Source organism: Bacillus sp. SH7-1, assembly GCF_008042405.1.
In the GTDB taxonomy this organism is placed as follows: domain Bacteria; phylum Bacillota; class Bacilli; order Bacillales; family Bacillaceae_G; genus Bacillus_A; species Bacillus_A thuringiensis_N.
Genome location: NZ_QNUD01000034.1, coordinates 1 through 18,738 on the forward strand (window position 1 = coordinate 1; position 18,738 = coordinate 18,738).

The window sequence follows — 18,738 nt, forward strand, 5'->3', positions numbered from 1 at the left end:
ACCGGACCAACAGGAGACACTGGACCAACAGGAGACACCGGACCTACAGGACCAACTGCAACAATCTGTATTAGAACTGACCCCAATAATGGATGTTCTGTGGCAGAAGGAAGTGATACGGTTGCAAGCGGGATTGCCTCTCATGCTGAAGGATCAAACACAATAGCAAGCGGAGGTGCCTCCCATGCCGAAGGATCCGGCACAACAGCAAGTGGAGATTTCTCCCATGCTGAAGGGATCTTCACAACAGCAAGTGGAGATTTCTCCCATGCTGAAGGATTCATCACAACAGCAAATGGAGATTTCTCCCATGCCGAAGGAGGGGGCACAATAGCAAGTGGAAGGGCCTCCCATGCTGAAGGAGGGAGCACAACAGCAAGTGGAGCTGCCTCCCATGCCGAAGGGGAGAACACAATAGCAAATGCAAATTTTTCCCATGCTGAAGGAAGGGGAACAACAGCGAGTGGTGATTCATCCCATGCTGAAGGAAGCTTCACAACAGCAAGTGGATTTGCCTCCCATGCTGAAGGAAGATTGACAACAGCAAGTGGAGATTTCTCCCATGCTGAAGGAGAAAATACTACCACTGCTGGATTTCAAAATGCACATATCATGGGGCGATTTGGTGATGCGGAAGAACCTAATTCATGGTTTATAGCAAACGGCACAACGAGTGTATTAAGAGGATTAGGAGCCAAATGGCTGGCAAGTAATGGTCAAATGTATATTGATGGTACCACTTATAACACAGGTGGAGCAGATGTTGCCGAGATGTTCGAAACAATCGATAGCAATAACATAGATGTCGGTTATTTTGTCACCTTGGAAGGAGATAAAATAAAATTAGCTACGTCTGCAGATGAGTTCATCCTAGGAATCAGCAGTGCAACTCCTAGTTTACTTGGGGGCAGTGCAGAATTAAACTGGCATGGTCGTTATGTACTCGATGAATGGGGACGTCGAATCTATCACGAAGTGACAATTCCAGCTAAAAAAGATCAAGACGGGAATGAAATTACCCCTGAACTATTAGAAATCCAGCCCGTTATAAATCCAAAATGGGATCCACAATGTGAATACATCCCAAGAAAAAAGCGGCCTGAATGGGTATCAGTAGGACTAATGGGAAAAATTCTAGTAAGAGATGATGGCACGTGTCAAGTGAATGGGTATTGTCGTCCGAATGATGAAGGAATTGCAACAGCAACAACGAGTGGATATCGAGTTATGAAACGTACAAGGCTTAATCAAGTATTAGTGTTGTTTGCTCCAGACTATAAAAAGACCGGTATAAACAATGTTGAACAACTTGAGAAACTAGTAAAATTAAAAGAACAAGGATATCTTACTGAAGAAGAGTTTAACAAGCAAAAACAAATTCTATTAAATTCATAAAATCACTAAAAAAACTATTGGTTTAAATATATATTGAGCATCGTTCTAGAATTACTAATACACAGTTTTACGGTTATTTTATTCAATTTCTATTTATGTATTGATTGATATAACTTCCGCTAACGATAGTTATGTAAATAAGCTGTCCAGATGGGCAGCTTATTGTATGTTTTTACTTAACATGGTTTTTTCCGAAATGCTGGCGGTACCCCTTATAGGAGAATTAAATTACAAAACAATTAAATAAAAATCAAAAGTCTATCAAGTATATGGTAGGCTTTTTAGTTTTATTTAATAAGTATAGCGCTATGTTGCTGTTATATAGCTAAAAGGAGGATGCCATGGAAGAAAGAGCAAGAAGTCCAACTAGTTACCTTCTCTCATATGAGGATAGATCCTCATGGTTGTAAAGAGAGGAGGAATACGATTGTGGTTTAGAAGGTCATTTAGTTTATTATTTGTTGTTATGCTTCTGTTTGGAAGCTTGGCCGACTTTGTATCAATTGGACATGCAGAAAGTACATCGGACCAGAAACAGGCTCAAGAAAAGAAAACGGGTGATGTGACGGAGCTGCAAGAAAAATCAGATCTCAAAAGTACGGGGCTTAATCCAAAAGAGGTAGTTGTAGCAAATGGGAAAAAGGGTAGTGATTTACTTGATTTTGAAGCGTTTATTAAGCCTTCAGACATTGTAGATGGTACAGAACCCTTTGATCCAAATAACGATGCTGGGAATGATTCTAGCCCGAATAATGGCATAGTAAGAACGTTTGATACAGTTACATATCCATTAAAGGTGACGATTAATCCCAAAAAACATGACAAGTTAAAAGATATTAAGCTAAAAATTACAGGTACGCTGGAAAATGGTATTACAAACAAACGTGTAAATGCAAAATTTGCTGTCGGTGGTAAGGAAGATTTAGAGAAGGGCGTTGTTTCTTTTGATATGGAATACACATTAAAAGAAACAGGTAACTCTTTAATGATTCCTATTACCGTTGAGGTACAGGGTGCAGAGCATGGAATGAAATTGAAGCCTAACATTAAAATTCAAGTTATGAGTGTGGAAGGAAAGGATATTACAAATGAGGGGATAGTACAATCATTTGATAATATTAATGCTGTTACTACATCAGGGAAGGTTAATGTGAAAGCACGATTAACAAATAGTTATTTAGGTATGGGAATAAATAAACTAAAGTATAAAGCTTATGACAAAAAGGCTGAAAAGGGAGATGATACTGAAATCTTCCCTGTAGTATTAGATTTGTTTATTACCAATTTACCCAACCATAAAGACCTAAGGGGAGCTACTTTCCCAAATGGAAAAGTAAATTATCACCTCGACTTCAGTGGTAAAGTTGTATGGGATGAATCAAAGATAGAGTTAGAAAATCGTAGTTTGAATTTTGAAGGAGAAGATACTCCAATTAAAATTTTTAATTACCAAGCTATCGATCATGTGAAAACAAAGATACCACAAAAAAATACGGAGAGTTTTGAGTTAGGAATAGCAAATTACATGGATATCTATACTATTTATTCACGTAGTCCAATATCATATATTCCAAAAGAAAAATGGAACGCAAGTAATATTGAAGACTATACAATAAATAGTGTATGGGATAGTGGTGTAAATAGCATAGAAAAACCAGAATTCATAAAGGATAAAGTAACCTATAAAGGGAGTATTAGTGACTATGTGATTGGTTCTACATTCCCAACAGGGGTGTCTCATAGAAAAGATTTTGCTACATTTGGAAAGAATGAAAAAGGCTTTTCATCAACACGTTTTTTAATTCACACTCCAAATGAATATGCGCCTCTGAACAGAAATAATAAGATTAATAAACATAATAATGTTTATTATGAAATTAAAGTTACGGTAGATTCTTATGAAGATAGTAAAGGTAATGTAATTCCTTACAATAATATAGGGAAAACAACTCTTATTGATAGAAACAATCCTGCTGGTGCATATTCTTTACAAAATACATTCCATTCAAAAGATGGAAAAGAACTAGGTACACCGTATGTTGGATACAGTGTAGTGTCTAAAGGAGATCCAACTGTAGTTGTAGGTCAAGATGTGAAAATGGTTGCACACTTGAATGTTAATCGTGTAACTGACGGAGGAGCAACTATAATTTATAAATGGAACTCTGATTCGTTTTTTTTTACAAAAGAAGGTAGTGAAGCAGCAACAAAAGAAATTTTTAGACGTGGTTATATGACTCCATCAGGTGAGAGAATAAGGAATAGTGAGAATCAAAAGGTCTTTTTTGGGATAGACAAGAAGAAAGACAATTCTTTTGAAAGATTAACGCAAAATCAAGTGGAAGATTATGATTGGTACAATTCCTATGAGGAAGCAAAAAAGCATGGTGAAGTAGCAGCTATACAACAAGATATAAATGCTGCTTTAGGTAACGGTGCAGTCGGAGCTACAGATATACAATTAGCAGTTAAAACGAAAAAGATTGGTAGTGTTAACGATAAAGGAACGCCTAATGTAATTGTTACAGCTGCTGTTGTATACACTACAGCTGATAGGAAAACAAGTTTTCGTGTTCGTCCAGATGGAAAGTATACGAACTATACGGAATATGATGAGTTTGGAAATATAACTAAAATACAATCACCTGTAGGTTCTACGGTTAACTTTGAAACGTTAGGGATTATAAATGGTGAAGTCAGCAGTGAAATTAAAACAAATAAAACTACTTATTATAGTTCTGATAATGTGAATATAACTATTGATAATCTGATTAAGATGCCTGATACAACAGATTTTAATTCTTTAGATGAAAAGGTTGAAATGAAAGTGAAACTGCCAAAAGGACTAGATTATGTCATTGGTTCTGCTAAGTATGGTGATAAATATATTGAGCCGAAAATTCAACAAAATGATGATGGGACCAGATATTTGATTTGGTACGATATACTTACTCGCGGTAATACGACACTTAAAAAAATCAACTTTGAAACAAGAATTAATCCCGTGTTGCTGCCACAAGGAAATCAGGTAGGTTTAGCAATTGATAGTATCATTAGTAGTTCGTTAGATACCAGGGCTGAAAGGTTTCGGACAAGCTCTAAAAATATTTCAGTAGTAAAAATTGGTATGGTCGGCGTTAGCCAAACAATTGAAAAAGAATTTGGTAAACGAAACAGTGATTATAAAATCGGTGTTCAACCATATACCACAATTAAGGATGAAGCACATATAAAAGCATTAACTTATGTTCCAAGGAACAAGGATGAAAATGCTTCTGCTTTTAGTGGTAAAACGTTTTTAAAACAGTTAACGTTAGATAACCTAAATAACAAGAACGTTGAAATATGGCTGAATAACAGCTTTGTTGAATCAAATAATCCCAACAAAATTGATTTAAAATCAAATGGTTGGTACAAGTATACAGGAGAGCAGGACTTATCAAAAGTGGTCTCTATTTTGCTGTATATAAATGATTCATTAAGTAGTAGCGATGTTGTGAAAATGAATCTTGTGTTAGGTACGCACAATAATGAATTCGGTGATCAATATGTAAGTAAAACAGTAGTTAATACTTCTGTAGATTATAAATTATCGCCGGTGTCTAACCAGGTAAGATATACAATCGTAGCGGATGCGAATTTGGGTCTTAGAAAAATAAGAATCGATACTGCACCTGCTGAGAGTGGTCTTCCAGTAACAGTACGGTTAGATAAAGATATTGTGTATGAGGATTCAAATAAAGAGCAACTGACTGTTAACTTATATGACAAAGCTGATAATAAGCTTGTTGGTAGCAAGGTTTATACAATCGGGGAACTACCTGAAGAAATCAAATTCAAAGTAGATCCTGAATTATTAAAGAAAAACAATAAAAGAAATTATGAAGTGAGATTTGGAAAAGTAAATAAAGAATCTATTCATATTTTAGATGGGAAAGGCAAAGTAGATACCGATGGCTATACATCTTCTGAAGAAACAATTAAGGTGAATGCGAAAGAAACTACTGAGTTGAAATATAAAGGCGTTATTATGACGGAACGTGAAGTCGGAAAAGAAATAGAAGTTTTCTATGAAACACTTACAATACCGTTAAAACAACTGCCGAAACAAAAAACGGGCTATGGATTTGAACTGAAAACAGAAGCCAGTTATAACAATGAATTGGCTGTCTCTTATGATGTTAAAGCAAGTGCTTTGATTGATAAGAAACTAATCGATTCACATTTGAATTATGAGAAAAAAGAAGGTAAGGTTTTTGTTCCACTTGAAGAAACGAATAAAAATAGTAGTTCAGATAAGCGGAATACTGACTTTACTTTTGAATTACCACATATGAATGTAGAACAAAAAACGGGTAATTTATTCACGGATCAGCAAGTGAAGGACAAAGATTCTCGTATTAAACATGCTATAAAAGATGGGAAGCGTAAATTATATGCTCCAATATGGGCTGACTTAGGTGATTACAATAACCTTGTAAAATCTGATTTGCCAATTGGGGCTAATAAAGTGAATTTTGAAATCGTGCAGCCATTACATTTATACGCATATATGTACGGTACGATCGGGTCAGGAACGCTGAAAGATGATGAAATACTCTTAGAACCTGTAGATCCGAAAAATCCTTTCTCAAATGGCAAACCACCTGGTTGGTCAGATGAAGATGTTGCTTGGTTAAAGCGATAAGAAAGGAGTTGAGAATGTGTGAATGTCCTAACTTATAAATCGGCCAAGAAACAAATTATTTTTATGGCGCTATACTTCGTAATTACAGGGATTGTAATTCGTTTAATTGGATATTCGTTGCAAGGAAGCCTTTCCGCTTTTACCCAAGCAGGTATCGGAGATTTACTTTCAGGTAATTTGTCACTAGGTGATTTGTTCCATTTTGACTTTGAATTTGATACGAGTCAATTTGATGGATTTAGCTTTAATATGTGGATTGTCTTTATAAAAGATAAGGTTCATAGTGTTATAAATGATATGATGCCTACTACATTAGGTGCGATTAACATGCTTATGTTAAATAAGTACTTTACAGTAGAGCGTGCTATCAAATTAGGAATCAAATTGTACTAACTAAATATTTAGGTAGAAAAAGAGACGTAATTTTTATATTACGTCTCTTTTTTATATAAAAAAACAAAAATTGAGAGGATGTTTTAAAATGTTAGATCAAAATACGGATCGTAGTTGGTGGATGATTGGAGCAGTAATGTTAGGGGCGGCAATGGTGACGTTAACAATGGTTGCCTTCCCTGAACTGGGACAATCAGTAGTTGATTTCTTTAAACAAAAACTAGCGACAGCAAAATAACTCTTTTATATATGGATGTTAAACCATTATCCAACAAATTAGGGAGAGAAACCTCTCCCTTTATTTGGTTGGGAAGGAGTGAAAGAAGTGAAAGAACATCCTTTCATCCTAATGATAATAGTGCTGGGGCTTTTCTTAGTATCTATAGGTGGATATTACTATAGGGAAAATTTTGCTACCGATTCAGTGATACAAGGTATAACCGAAACTGTTCGAGCAAGTGCTATATCTAATATGGATAATAGTTCACGTATTCAACGTGGAGAGTTATATCTCTCAAAAAGTGATTTTGAAAAAGATTTTAAAAAAAGAATTGAGTCAAATAAGCTCGTGAAAATTAGCGGTAATGCAAAATATGAGTTTAAATATCTAGATAACAAAAACGGATCTGTTAAAGCGATTCGGACTATTATTCAAGATGGTGAAAATACGTATCAAGCGACTTACAAAGTAAGTATTGCAGCATCTTAGAGGAAAGGAGAAAAATATGTTAGAAGCATTTAAGAACGTAACAGTAAAAAAGAAAAAAAATCAAATTGATTTTAATTCTAAGAATTTCCAACAATCGGTAGAAACTATACGAAATGATTTGAAAACGAGTAAGGCAGAATTAGTTATTGATGCCATGTTAAAAGAAGAAGCAAGACTGGAAATCAAAAATATTATCAAAAATAATTATCCAGCTCATTTTATGGATTGTGATGAGGATAAACTGGATGAGGTTTATGAGTATGTTGTATCTGAAATTGTGGGTACGGGTGTTATTGAAAGATTAATTAAAGAACGACCAGATATTACGGATATATCACATAACGGCAGCCATTTAATTGTAGAATCAAGTGATTATAAAAATATTTATAATGAAGCAGATCATCAGATTAATGAGCAATATATAACACGAGTAATTCAGAAATTTGCTCATGCGGTAGGGAAAGAGTTTACTCCTAAGAATCCTATATTTGATGGTGTATATGGTTCTATTCGTATTAATGCAGTCCATAGCCAAAATACAATCGGAAACTCTACGATGTCCTTAAGGATTGTACGCCCTAAATTGGCATTACATGAAGGGAATTTTGAAACGTTTGCTCCGAAATTCATGTTAGATTTCTTTAGAGTACTCATAGAAAGTCGAAATAACATTTTAATATCAGGGGAAACTGGAACGGGAAAAACAGAATTATTAAAACTATTGTGTTCTTTCATTAAATTTGAACATAAAGCCATAATGATTGAAGATGTTCCCGAAACACATGTTAAAGAGTTATTTCCAGATAAAGATATATTAAGTTGGATTACTGGAAATGGGGTTACTGTTACTGATTTTATAAAAGCGGGTTTACGTAATAACCCACGATGGATCATGATTTCAGAGCTTCGTGGCATGGAAACTTATGAGATGATTCAAGCTGTATTTTCAGGACATAATGTATTAACTTCACTACATTCAGTTGATGCAGAAACGTCACCTAAACGTCTTGTTAATATGTCCAAAATAGGATACCAGGTTGATGAAAAATCAATGGAAGAAGATATCTTGCGTTACTTTGGATTTGGATTCCATATTAAAAGAGCAGTTGTAAAAACAACAACACAAGGTAATGTAAAGATTAATCGAGTTATTCGATATTTATCAGAAGTTGTTGAATATGGGGTAGACAATAATCGAACAGTATTTGAGCAAAAGTATAGAAATGGTAAATTCACCTATTCTACAGGAGAATTGTCAAAAGAATTTCATGAGAAATTGGCGGAAGTTGATTTAAATTATGAACTTCCAAAGTATACAAATGAAATAGCAATTAAAAAGGATTTAGTAATAAGTAGATAAAGGATGTAAAACTGTGGGGAAGGAGGTATAAAGTGTGAAAATCTCCACTTTTAATGCGAAAACAAGGAAAAAGAAGTTTGTAAATGCTGAAGAAATTAATGCATTCAAGGTAGCATATGGAAAACCTTTAAATAAAAAGGATTATTTTAGACATGCTGCTATTCCAGGTCTAGTTACGGGGATGTTTTCTTTTCTCTTACTCTATATATGGTGGCTATCATTGATATTGGGGTTTCTTGGCGCTGTATATGGATTAAAAGTGTTAATGCCTAAAATTATTAAAAGGGCATATGAAAAAGATTCTTTTAGAGAAAGAAATAAGTTTGTCAATAATATGACCTCTCTTTTAGCAAACGAAAGCCAAACAATATTAACAGCTTTAAATCGGGCTAGTGATCGGGCGCAAGGAGAACTAAGGGAAGATTTAAAAGTATTAATGGCAAATATCTTAGGGGCGGATCAAACACAAGTAATTCAGGCTTTTAAACGATTATCAAATAAATATCGTGAAGATATAACATTTGATCAATACTTAGAGCAACTTGAAACGTGTGTTTTAGAGGGGAGAACAAACCTGGAAACATTGAAAGATATTAAAACTCATCATAATGAAACGAAAGAGAAAAAGGACGATTATGATCGCAAGAAAACGGGACATTTAAAAGATATGAAGATGTTATGTGGTGTAATAGTTGTATTTGTCCTGGCAATTACTTTTTCTTTTGGTTTTGATACGTATATAACGGCATTTGCTAGACATCCTATTGGATGGATAACGAGTGGAATATACATGAGTTTAATGTTTTTCTTCTTTAAATCCTTTACTACATACCTTTTTGATGACTCAATAATGGAGGTCAAAGCATGAGGGTAGTAACAGCTAAAAGTAGTAAAAAAAATCGTTATAATCGATTGCTGGCGGAGGAAGATTTATATAGCATATTAGAAGAAATGGGTAATACAAAACAGATGATAGATAAGTTCCAAAAGAAACGCTTTATTCAATCATTTGTAACAGGAATTTTCGGATTGCTATTAGGATTGTTTTTCTCTAGTTGGTGCTATTTATTAGCAATCGGATTACCAATCTTTATGTACCGTTCAAAGTATACACATGTTTTGAAGGTGTATAATGCATTTAAATTTGAAAGGCATTTAAATTTCTCTAAATTCACTAGACTATTGATTCCCTATTTAAAAGAATCAGGTGAATCAGTAAGTCTATATCAAGTGTTTCGAAAGATATTGAATCGCATGGAGAATCCAGTGGATAAAAATTCGTTAGCCAAATTAATGTCTGAAATGACAGATAAGCCGAACGACATACAGCCTTTTACTGATTATGCAATGCGTTCAAGCGGAAGCGACATGTCAATAAACATTATGCAAACTATTTATGATTTTCAACAAAATTCCAGTGACACGAATGTTATTAATGAGCTAGGACAAATGGCAAGCGCTGAATTACAAAGGGCAATTGATGAAATAATTGCTTTCAAGTTAAAGCGGTTTAATTTCTTCCCTACGAAAATGGTAATGAGTTCGTTTATATTAGTAGTAGGATTTGCAGCAGCGGTATTGGTCCATCACCTATCATCTATTAATCTCTCGTAAATAAAAAAGGAGGGTGACATGAAAATGAGTAGGTGTAAAAAATGCTAGATGGCGCGATTATGACAATTACAAAATGGTTTATAGGGCTAATGTTAATCATGCTAATGGTTGCAGTAGCCCTATTTTGTATTCAGTTGAGCGATGTAAATTCTTATAAACAACAAGTGAATTATCAAATTGAAAGACATGGCGGATTAACAAAAGAATCTGTCGTGAACTTAAGAGAATATAGTGATAAACAGTACCAGGGTGCTTTTACTGTGAAAAGTGATCAATTAAATAAAAAGGTTAAATTTGGTAATGTTGTTGATTATCAGGTAGTAGCCAAAATAAAGATTCGCCTTTTTAATATACCTGATGCTGAGATGGAGTTTAATGGATCTGCAATCTCCCAAGTGCGTTAGAGAGTGGGTGTTTAGGAAATGCTTGAAAACAATGTGTTTCGCTTAATGATTTTTATGGGTGGTGTAATGGTACTCATTGCAATCATTACAATTTTTTCAGACGGGATACCTGATGTTGAAGAGACGTTTAGACATTTCATCTCTCAAAAAAATACAAAGTATTAAGTATAGGAGTTAGTTGTATATGGCAAAAAGAACAAATAAAAATGAAAAAGCTCCTCATCAGGATGCTGTTACAGTAATCTTGAAAAAGCAGGGAGTGACATACGAAGATTGGTCAAAAAAAATTGTGAGTGATAAATGCGTATCTTTACTACAAGGTGGAGAGCCTGAGTGGAGAAATAAGATGTTAGAAGAAGCCGCGATGGTAGAAATCGCGGCTTTTATTGTTAAACAGGAAAACAACAGGCAAGCACAAGGTGGATCTCATTCAAACTCTGACACACAATCAAGAGCTTAAAAAGATAGCCTGGTCAAAATACTTAAACTATTAAATTATATAAGAGAAAGCAGGAATTTAAAATGGATAATCTATTAACTGTGTTTTATGTCAAATTATTAACGTACAATGATTTTTTCGAATCTGTTAGTTCAGCAATGACTAGTTGGACGGGAAAACTACAAGCAATTGGTTTAGCAATTGTTATTTTCTGTGTTGCTATTGCAGGTGTTATGTACATGCTAGGTGAAGAAATGAGCCGAAAAGCAAAACAATGGTTGTTCCGTATTATTGTTGGGGCAATTATTCTATTTTGTGCAGCTACTATTGGAGACACAATTACAGCGGTTAGTGGCTTTACAAGTAATTAGGAAATGGAAAAGGAACGAACTTTATAAGTGAGTTCCTTTTTTTTATTTAATAGAAAAATATATACATGGAATGAGGTTAAAGGAATGTATATTGTAGAATTTTTACAAAAAGAACAATCGAAATCTTTTAAAAAGTTTCTAAAGAAAAATAAAGCTTGGAATGGAAATCAATTAGGGTTAAGAGCAGCTGAAAACTTAATTCAAAAGTACGCTGAGGAAAATCAACAAAATGATCAAGTATTGCTATTGCTTCAGGATAATGAGAACGAAAAAGCTTATGAATTTGCATTGGCTGTAAGAGTGAATGAGAAATTTTCACTTTTAAATGCAATTTCAAATGATCTTGAAGAAGGTAATACAGATTTTACTTTAGCAATGGATATTAAACAGGGAATATATACAAATTATAAAGCTGAGGAAGAGCAGGTGGGAATCGGTTCTGAGGTAGAAGCGCCTAAAAAGAAAAAGAGTGGATTTTTCTCTAAGATTTTTGGTAAGAATGAGGAAGAAATTCCACATACTGCTACTGTAGATACAAGAGAATTTAATAATACGGTGCAAAAAGAGTTTGCAAAAGATGAAAATCTGTTTGAAGAAATGACAGAAATGGAAATGCAGCAAAGAGGAATGAATCAATTTGATGAATCAGATTATGCGCATTTAGAAAAGGAAACGGCTGTTTCTTCGGAAGAAGAAAAGAAAAATATGTTTGCAATTGAAGAAATAGAAGAGGATCGAAGTAAAGCTGTTAATTTAGTGGGAGAAAATAATGCTTTACATATTGAGGTAAATGGAAATGACTCTGTAAAGAATATTGAAGAAGAGCTTTTTTATTCTGAATCTGAAAATGATAAAAAAGAGGAAAACCAAGAAGCGAATCCTCCAATTCAAATTAAAGATGTAAGTTTCCCTGAATATGATAAGTATATAGATTTAAAAGAAGTAGAAACAAAGCAAGGTCGTTATGACTCCCGCTTCACTATAAAACATTTATTAGGACTCATGGGAATGAGTGAAGAAACTTCAAAAACAGCTTTAGAGGATAAGAAGTTACAATTTGTTAAGAATGTATTAAGTGGTAAGGACTTCTTAATTATTCAGGATAACTACTATCAAGATGTTAATAATTTAATAGATGATATTCGCTTAATTTTAGAGAGAACGTATAAAGAAACTGTAATGCGTGATTATCAGAAAGAAGCGGAAGATACATTGCGTGAAATTTTCGAGGTGAATCTTCAAGAAAGGCTGCAAGAATTAGACGGATTTGAGAATAAAGAAAACCAAGAGATGCAACAAAAATTAAATGCATTTTCTGAGAAACAGCAATTGGAGTTACAATCGTTTAAATTAAAACAGGAAGCAGAATTTAAAATATATGAATCAGACCTTGAAGAACGCAAGTTAATACTAGTGAATGCACGTGAAGAGGAATTAATGAAGGGAAACAATGAGGAGCAAGAAAAATCGCTTCATGAAAAAGCATATGAATTAAAACTAGAAGCGAATAAGTTGCTAGTTGATAAAAAGAATGAGCTTTTAGCAGATTTTACGGGCGCGTTAGAAGATATTATGAATGCTGCATCTGAGTCACAAGATTCTCAAATGAAGGATTTACAAGTGTATATGGATCAGTTAATTCCAGAGTGGAGAGAAGAAATTCAAGCAGAGCATGATAAAGCAATGGAAGAACGAAAATTAAGATTGGAAGAAGAAAAGAACAAAAGAGAACAAGCAGAATTAGCGTTGCGACAGAGGGAACAAGAAGCAAGAGAAATGAAGACAAGCGATAGAGAACGTGAATACCTTAATATTATTGAAGATTTAAAAGGGAAACTTGTAACTGCACACGGTCAAATGGGAACAGGACAGGCGTTACCACAACAGCCAGTATTTATGTACCCACAACCTGTAGTGCAGCCACAACCAATGTTTATGTATCAACAACCAGTACAACAGCAAGTTCAACCACAAGCAATGCAACAACCAGTACAACAACCTGTAATGCCACAACAATCAGAATCTAATTCAAAGAAACGTGGTTCTCTTTGGGATTTTTGGTATAAAAATGAGAAATAGTACTAGGTGAGGAGGAAATGCGAGTGGGTATTGGAAAGCTCTCATTAAAGCGGAAGAAATATCTCCGTCATGATTATAGAATTGACGGTGAAGATCTACCGCAAGAAAAGAATAGAATTAATAAAAAAGCACTCGCAATTTCTTCAGTTGCGGTGCTTTTTCCTTTTAGCTTATTAAATTTTGTAGCTGGGACATATCAATCTATTAGAAACGAATTATCAAAAACAATTGAGAAACCAACTATTTTTGATGTGGTTGGTTCAAAGTGGGAAGATAGCTTATCAATTAAAAACCTATTCATTCCTGCACTACCTACAAATATATACTTGTTTAGCTTATTAGCTTCAACGCTGGTAGGTTTTTTGGTGTATTCAAAATTTAATTATCGAAGTGACGAAAATGTAGCTTATGGCCAAAAGGGAGATAGTCGTTTTACTACAATTGAAGAAATTAGAGAACAGTATCGAGAGATTCCTGAAAAAATAGAAGTGTTTGAAGGTTATGGTGGAGTTCCTGTCTCTCATTACAAAGATAAATATTATATTGATCAGGATACTGTAAATACTGCAATTTTAGGGGTTTCTCGTTCAGGTAAAGGTGAAATGATAGTTGTCGTAATGATTGATAATTTGAGTAGAGCAAAAAATCAATCAAGTATGGTTGTAAATGATCCAAAAGGCGAACTGTATAGTGCGTCAAAAGAAACGTTAGAAAAACGTGGATATGATGTTCAAGTTTTAAATATTGAAGAACCGCTGCAGGGTATGTCTTACAATCCCTTACAGCTCGTAATTGATGCTTGGGTAAATGGTGATGACCAGGAAGCGGCAAAGCGAGCAAATACATTAACATTCTCTCTTTATAACGATCCAAACGCTGGTGATAATGCATTCTTTAATACTTCCGCACAAAATGCGATTAATGGTATTATTCTCGCCATTGTGGACTATTGTGTAAAAAATAATTGCATGGAGAAAGTTACGATGCATAATGTATCTCAAATGTTAAATGAGCTAGGGACATTTTATTACAAGGAGAATCCTGACGATTTTGTAGAAAAAAATGCTTTGGATGAGTATTTTAAGAGTTTGCCACAAGGAAGCGTTGCGAAAATGCAATATGGTTCAACTAGCTTTGCTGGTGAAAAAGCAAAAGGTTCTATTTTAGCAACTGCAAACCAGGGCTTACAAACTTTTGCAGATAAAATGTTCGCGAAAATGACATCAAAATCTAGCTTGGATTTAAAACAAGTGGGTTTTCCTAAAAATTTGTTCTTCCAACTTGATGAACGCTTTTTAAACAAACGTGTAACTGTATCATTTCATAAAAATGATAATAAGAAGACGGAAATTAACAGTTACAAGATTAAAGTTAAATCTTTGGGTATGTGCAATATGAATTTTGATGATTCTTTAGAAAACGGAGATTTGTTATTGATCCGTTACCAGGATGAAGAGAATCCTAATAAGAAATACCGATTGTTATACAGTCTGAAATTTGAAACCTTGCTTGACGAAAAGGGAAAGGTTGTTTATCAGAAAAAAGAGGGCAACGAAGACAAAGCTGAGTATAAACAACAGGTGACACTGATTAAGAGAGCAAATACTTTTCCTCTTGAACCAAAAGTAAAACTAACATATTCAGAGAAGCCAACTGCAGTATTTATGATTGTACCTGACTACGATAAGTCGAATCATGTTTTAGCAAGTATTTTTGTTAAACAATTATATACTGAGCTTTCGATGAACTGTAGTGATACAAAAGGGAAAAAGTGTTTTAGACGTGTTCACTTCTTATTAGACGAGTTTGGGAATATGCCAGCTATAGATGATATGGGCGGTGTATTAACGGTTTGTGCCGGACGTAATATGTTGTTTAATTTGGTGCTTCAATCATACTCACAAATTGAGAAACTATATGATAAGCAAGCTAAAGAAATCAAACAAAACTGTCAAAACCATCTTTATATTATGTCGACAGATCCTGAAACAATTGAAGAAATTTCAAAACGTGCTGGACATAAGACTATTATTGGGAAATCTTCGAATGAAAGTCACTTGGATGCAGATAATAAGGTAACGAAAAGTGCAGACCAACAACGTATCATCTCTCCAGATAGACTATCACAATTTCTAGAGGGAGAAACATTAGTTATTCGTGCACTTCATAGACAAGATTTAAATAGAAAAAAAGTGCGTCCGTATCCAATTTTTAATACACAAGAAATGACTATGCCTTATCGTTGGCAATTTCTATCAAGCTTGTTTGATACTTCAAATGATTTAAATGATATTGATATTCCTTCCTTACATACAGGATTAGATTTAACCGATCTATATTTAAACTTCTTAGATTTTATTATAAATCCAGTTGCTAAAAGGGAATATATGAGAAAACAGTCTGCTAATGAAGTAGTGAAAGCAGAGTTAATATTGGACGATGTTATTAAATCGTTAATTGAGCTTGTAAAAGAAAAAAGGAATGTGGACGATCCAAAAGAGATTCGTACACGTTTAGCACAATTACTGTTAAATTACGCTAAAAATAATGTAGTTCCGAAATTAGACGAGGTTAAATATTTAAATGAACAATCTTCAGACCATGAGATTAAAAGAAACCTAGAAGAATTGATAAGAATATTGACTGATTGATAAGGTCAAAATAAACAAGAAAGGTAGAACAGTTATGGCTGCTACAAAAATAAAAGAATGGGTTTTACGAAGCAAAAGAGCGTTAGTAACGGGAGTCCTCGTAGTTTTGATTTCGATTTGCAGTCTTGTATTTTCACCACTGAGTTTTGCTGACGGATGGTGGGATGAGATTGTTTGGAAAGTTAAAGATATAGATAAAGGGGAAGCCGTTGCTTTTCTACAAAATGATTGGATACAATTTGCGAATGTGTTGGGAATGATACTGCAAATTATAGAAGGATGGATTGTCCAAGGATTACTCATATTAGTTTCATCGTTAGAAGGTTTAATTCCTGAAACATTTTCTTTCTTCGATCTAATGGAAGATACGGGGTTAAATGAATTTGCTACCTCTATAATAAAAGGTTTGTTTTACGCTTTACTTTTATTAGTTATTGTATGGCTAGCAATTAAAACAATTGTTCAACATAAACCACCACGTTTTAAATCTGTAGGGGTTAACATCGTTGTAATGATTGGATTGTTAGGTGGGTTAAATGAGCTTATGGCAGATATGCAAAAGATGGCTACTGACTTTTATAAAGATACAACAAATGAAAGTAAAGAAAAGGATGGCTTGGCATTTAATTTAGTAAAACATAACACGGCAGATTTAGCTTATTTAAGTGTTGTAGGGTTTGGCCCAATACAGAATATTGATCCTGAAGAGAAAGCTATTTATTCTAGTGAAGGGAACTGGAAGAATGGATTAAATAAAGAAATGTTTTTAGCTGCGGACTTGGGAGATATCATTACCCCTGACGTTGTAGGTAAATTGAAAAAACAGGATGGGGTTGCAGAACCGACAAAATTTTTAGAATACAAGATCACAAACAGCGGAGCAAATGTGGCACTTGAGTCAATAGGTGATAGCTTTTTCAATCCCTTTAAAGATACGTTTCCATCAGGATATATTCGCTATCCTATGAATTTCTTTACGATATTCTGTGGATTAATTGCTTTGGGTATTGCATATCTATTTACTATTTTTGTATTCGTTATGTCTATATTTGAGATTACGATGAAAAAAATTATTGCACCAATTGTATTTATAACAGATATAGAAACTGGTGAGAAAACAAAGATGGTTGTACAAGACATCGTAAGGGGATTCATGTTAATTGGTTTTACAGGATTAAGCTTACGATTCTATACAATAGCAGTTAATTTCCTTTCGGAAAAAGATATTAATGCTTTTTTATATATCGTAGCAATGATTTGTTTAACTATAGCGCTAATTAAGGGTTCAGAATCAATTTTAAAATATTTTGGTGTCGATGTAGGGTTGAAACAAGGAAAGAACAATTTAATGGCAACTGTTGGCATGTTAGCGGCTGCTAATGGGGCAAGAAAAGGCTTAGGTAATATGTTTAAGAGTGCAAAAGAAAGTATGGGCGGTCAAAATAAACAAACACGTGATGATACACCTAAACGTTCTGAAATGGAATCAGAAGATATGAAAGATGCTCCTAATGAAAAAGGTAAAGATAATAAGAAATCAGGATTTATGCCAAAGAATCTTGTGAAAAATACTGGCTCTACTATGAGTTATGCTAGTAAAAGAGGGCTGGGTGGCATGATGAATGATGCTGGTAATATGGTTGCTGCTACTGTAAGTGGTGCTGTGGACAAAGGGAAAGAAAAAGTAACAGGTGTTGCAAAAGGTGTATCAGATGGTGTGAAAGGCACAATAGGTGAATTTAAAGAAGGACAGGCAGAAGGGAAACACAAAGCACAAGAAAATAATGATCGTCAGGCGTTAAGTAAAATAGGGAAAGATATTCATAATAATGCGAATTCAGGAGTGGAACAAAGCGCTAGTCCAAGAACTGAAGATACTTCACAAGCAAATAAACAAAAAGTAGAACGAGAGCTGGAAGTAGCGAATCGCATGAACAATGCAGGAAGCAATGAAATGCCGAATAATCAGGCGAAAGGCGATAACCAACAGGTGGAACGCCAGGTTGAAGTAGCGAATCGCATGAACAATGCAGGAAGCAATGAAATGCCGAATAATCAGGCGAAAGGCGATAACCAACAGGTGGAACGCCAGATTGAAGTAGCAAATCGTATGAATAATACAGGAAGCAATGAAATGCCGAATAATCAAGCGAAAGGCGATAACCAACAGGTGGAACGACAAGTTGAAGTAGCGAATCGCATGAACAATGCAGGAAGCAATGAAATGCCGAATAATCAGGCGAAAGGTGAGAATCAACAGGTGGAACGCCAGGTTGAAGCAGCAAATCGCATGAACAATACAGGAAGCAATGAAATGCCGAATAATCAGGCGAAAGGTGAGAATCAACAGGTGGAACGCCAGGTTGAAGTAGCAAATCGCATGAACAATACAGGAAGCAATAAAATGCCGAATAATCAGGCGAAAGGTGAGAATCAACAGGTAGAACGCCAAGTTAATGTAGCCGATCGTTTAAATAATGTAGGTGGTTCTGGTCCATTGCAAAATAATATAAAACCTGAATTGGATACAGTCCGACGAGAAGTGAACGTCCAGGATAATGTGAAAAAGAATGGTTCAGTAAGTAATGGAAATGCGAATGCGAATGTAAATGGGGCAACAGCTCAACGAGAAGTAA

At 34.6% G+C, this 18,738-nt stretch carries 15 protein-coding genes; all 15 read left to right on the forward strand.

The genetic code is table 11. The features are described from left to right. The coding region (locus tag DN390_RS23560) for a peptidase G2 autoproteolytic cleavage domain-containing protein (RefSeq protein WP_304521084.1) at positions 1–1,395 on the forward strand (1,395 nt) is incomplete at its 5' end. A gap of 427 nt (positions 1,396–1,822) precedes the next feature. Beyond that, entirely contained in the window at positions 1,823–6,082 is a 4,260-nt protein-coding gene (locus DN390_RS23565) for a fusion protein (includes pXO2-28-29-30) (protein ID WP_147808629.1), read from the forward strand. 18 nt (positions 6,083–6,100) lie between these two features. Continuing rightward, on the forward strand, positions 6,101–6,475 hold the full coding sequence (locus DN390_RS23570; protein WP_147808630.1) for a hypothetical protein: 375 nt from the start codon (positions 6,101–6,103) through the stop codon (positions 6,473–6,475). 88 nt (positions 6,476–6,563) lie between these two features. Then, complete coding sequence (locus DN390_RS30785) at positions 6,564–6,713, forward strand: hypothetical protein (protein WP_179955776.1); 150 nt, start codon at positions 6,564–6,566, stop codon at positions 6,711–6,713. Positions 6,714–6,800: 87 nt separating this feature from the next. Then, the gene (locus tag DN390_RS23575) at positions 6,801–7,184 is read left to right on the forward strand and encodes a hypothetical protein (RefSeq protein ID WP_147808631.1); all 384 of its coding nucleotides are present in this window, start codon (positions 6,801–6,803) and stop codon (positions 7,182–7,184) included. Positions 7,185–7,200: 16 nt separating this feature from the next. Beyond that, positions 7,201–8,544, forward strand: coding sequence for a CpaF/VirB11 family protein (locus DN390_RS23580; protein WP_147808632.1), 1,344 nt, complete (start codon positions 7,201–7,203; stop codon positions 8,542–8,544). Between the two features lie 34 nt (positions 8,545–8,578). Beyond that, the gene (locus DN390_RS23585; RefSeq protein WP_147808633.1) at positions 8,579–9,412 is read left to right on the forward strand and encodes a hypothetical protein; all 834 of its coding nucleotides are present in this window, start codon (positions 8,579–8,581) and stop codon (positions 9,410–9,412) included. Then, positions 9,409–10,158: a hypothetical protein gene (locus DN390_RS23590; protein WP_147808634.1), complete on the forward strand. Its 750-nt coding sequence runs from the start codon at positions 9,409–9,411 to the stop codon at positions 10,156–10,158. Before DN390_RS23585 ends, DN390_RS23590 begins: the two co-directional genes overlap by 4 nt. A 41-nt stretch (positions 10,159–10,199) precedes the next feature. After that, positions 10,200–10,562, forward strand: a complete 363-nt coding sequence (locus DN390_RS23595) for a hypothetical protein (protein WP_147808635.1) — start codon at positions 10,200–10,202, stop codon at positions 10,560–10,562. Positions 10,563–10,580: 18 nt separating this feature from the next. Continuing rightward, complete coding sequence (locus tag DN390_RS30790) at positions 10,581–10,727, forward strand: hypothetical protein (protein WP_179955777.1); 147 nt, start codon at positions 10,581–10,583, stop codon at positions 10,725–10,727. 19 nt (positions 10,728–10,746) lie between these two features. Beyond that, complete coding sequence (locus tag DN390_RS23600) at positions 10,747–11,022, forward strand: hypothetical protein (RefSeq protein ID WP_147808636.1); 276 nt, start codon at positions 10,747–10,749, stop codon at positions 11,020–11,022. A gap of 62 nt (positions 11,023–11,084) precedes the next feature. Further along, positions 11,085–11,372, forward strand: coding sequence for a TrbC/VirB2 family protein (locus tag DN390_RS23605; RefSeq protein WP_147808637.1), 288 nt, complete (start codon positions 11,085–11,087; stop codon positions 11,370–11,372). Positions 11,373–11,456: 84 nt separating this feature from the next. Next, entirely contained in the window at positions 11,457–13,451 is a 1,995-nt protein-coding gene (locus DN390_RS23610; RefSeq protein WP_147808638.1) for a hypothetical protein, read from the forward strand. A 17-nt stretch (positions 13,452–13,468) separates the two neighbouring features. Continuing rightward, positions 13,469–16,102 carry a VirD4-like conjugal transfer protein, CD1115 family gene (locus DN390_RS23615; RefSeq protein WP_147808639.1) on the forward strand — a complete coding sequence of 878 codons (2,634 nt, stop codon included), beginning with the start codon at positions 13,469–13,471 and terminating at the stop codon, positions 16,100–16,102. Positions 16,103–16,136: 34 nt separating this feature from the next. Next, positions 16,137–18,738: pLS20_p028 family conjugation system transmembrane protein (locus DN390_RS23620; protein ID WP_147808640.1), on the forward strand; the 2,602-nt coding region annotated here is incomplete at its 3' end.

What these genes read in the sequence shown, in the direction of transcription:
- DN390_RS30785 (WP_179955776.1), top strand. Translation starts at nt 6,564, where the DNA reads ATGTTAGATCAAAATACGGATCGTAGTTGGTGGATGATTGGAGCAGTA.
- DN390_RS23580 (WP_147808632.1), top strand. Translation starts at nt 7,201, where the DNA reads ATGTTAGAAGCATTTAAGAACGTAACAGTAAAAAAGAAAAAAAATCAA.
- DN390_RS23610 (WP_147808638.1), top strand. Translation starts at nt 11,457, where the DNA reads ATGTATATTGTAGAATTTTTACAAAAAGAACAATCGAAATCTTTTAAA.
- DN390_RS30790 (WP_179955777.1), top strand. Translation starts at nt 10,581, where the DNA reads ATGCTTGAAAACAATGTGTTTCGCTTAATGATTTTTATGGGTGGTGTA.
- DN390_RS23595 (WP_147808635.1), top strand. Translation starts at nt 10,200, where the DNA reads ATGCTAGATGGCGCGATTATGACAATTACAAAATGGTTTATAGGGCTA.
- DN390_RS23590 (WP_147808634.1), top strand. Translation starts at nt 9,409, where the DNA reads ATGAGGGTAGTAACAGCTAAAAGTAGTAAAAAAAATCGTTATAATCGA.
- DN390_RS23615 (WP_147808639.1), top strand. Translation starts at nt 13,469, where the DNA reads ATGCGAGTGGGTATTGGAAAGCTCTCATTAAAGCGGAAGAAATATCTC.
- DN390_RS23600 (WP_147808636.1), top strand. Translation starts at nt 10,747, where the DNA reads ATGGCAAAAAGAACAAATAAAAATGAAAAAGCTCCTCATCAGGATGCT.
- DN390_RS23605 (WP_147808637.1), top strand. Translation starts at nt 11,085, where the DNA reads ATGGATAATCTATTAACTGTGTTTTATGTCAAATTATTAACGTACAAT.